We start from the raw sequence: 1,472 nt of genomic DNA, 5'->3' as shown, positions 1-1,472 counted from the left end.
CATCTGGGTTCGGGGCTGGGCGTGGTCGAGCTGACGACGGCGATCCATTATGTGTTCGACACGCCGGTGGACAAGCTGGTGTGGGACGTCGGCCACCAATGCTATCCGCACAAGATCCTGACCGGCAGGCGGGACCGGATCCGGACGCTGCGCCAGGGCGGGGGGCTCTCGGGCTTCACCAAGCGGAGCGAGAGCGAATACGATCCGTTCGGCGCGGCGCATTCGTCGACCTCGATCTCGGCGGCCTTGGGCTTTGCGGTGGCGAACAAGCTGGCGGACCGGCCGGGCCGCGGCATCGCGGTGATCGGCGACGGCGCGATGTCGGCGGGCATGGCGTACGAGGCGATGAACAACGCCGCGCAGGCGGGCAACAAGCTGGTCGTGATCCTGAACGACAACGACATGTCGATCGCGCCGCCGGTGGGGGGCTTGTCGGCCTATCTCAGCCGGATGGTGTCGAGCCGCGAGTTTCTCGGCGTGCGCGAGCTGCTGAAGCGGTTCGCCAGGAAACTGCCGCGGCCGTTTTCGGAAGGGCTGCGCAAGACCGACGAGTTCGCGCGCGGGATGACGATGGGCGGCACGCTCTTCGAGGAGCTGGGCTTCTACTATGTCGGCCCGATCGACGGGCACAATCTCGATCACCTGATCCCGGTGCTGGAGAATGTCCGCGATGCCGAGGAGGGGCCGATCCTCGTCCATGTCGTGACCAAGAAGGGCAAGGGCTATGCGCCGGCTGAGGCGGCGGCGGACAAATATCACGGCGTGCAGAAGTTCGACGTGGTCTCGGGCGTGCAGGCGAAAGCCCCGCCGGGGCCGCCGCAGTACCAGAACGTCTTCGGCGCGCAGCTCGTCAAGGAGGCGGAGAGCGATCCGCGGATCTGCGCGATCACCGCGGCGATGCCGTCGGGCACTGGCCTCGATGCGTTTGCCAAGACCTTTCCGGACCGCTTCTTCGACGTGGGCATCGCCGAGCAGCACGGCGTGACCTTTGCCGCAGGGCTCGCGGCCGAGGGGATGCGGCCGTTCTGCGCGATCTATTCGACGTTCCTCCAGCGCGCGTACGACCAGGTGGTGCACGACGTCGCGATCCAGAACTTGGCCGTCCGCTTCGCGATCGACCGCGCCGGGCTGGTGGGGGCGGATGGGGCGACGCATGCGGGCAGCTTCGACGTGACGTACCTCGCCACGCTGCCGAACTTCGTGGTGATGGCGGCGGCCGACGAGGCCGAGCTGGTGCACATGACGCACACCGCCGCACTTCACGACAGCGGGCCGATCGCGCTGCGCTACCCGCGCGGGAACGGCACGGGCGTGGCGCTGCCCGAGACGCCCGAGCGGCTCGCGATCGGCAAGGGCCGGATCGTGCGCGAGGGGCATGCGGTGGCGATCCTGAGCCTCGGCACGCGGCTGGAGGAGGCGCTGAAGGCGGCGGACCAGCTCGAGGCGCGCGGGCTGTCGACGACGGTGGCGGA

The 1,472-nt window shown here is 68.8% G+C and carries 1 protein-coding gene; it reads left to right on the top strand.

The features are described from left to right. On the top strand, positions 1 to 1,472 hold a 1,472-nt coding region (gene dxs, locus OXQ95_RS18595; RefSeq protein ID WP_267383115.1), incomplete at both ends, for a 1-deoxy-D-xylulose-5-phosphate synthase.

It is taken from the genome of Sphingomonas sp. GC_Shp_6 (assembly GCF_026540835.1).
In the GTDB taxonomy this organism is placed as follows: Bacteria; Pseudomonadota; Alphaproteobacteria; order Sphingomonadales; family Sphingomonadaceae; genus Sphingomonas.
Note: the sequence above shows the minus strand (reverse complement) of the source record. Positions and strands in the feature narration are given on the sequence as shown.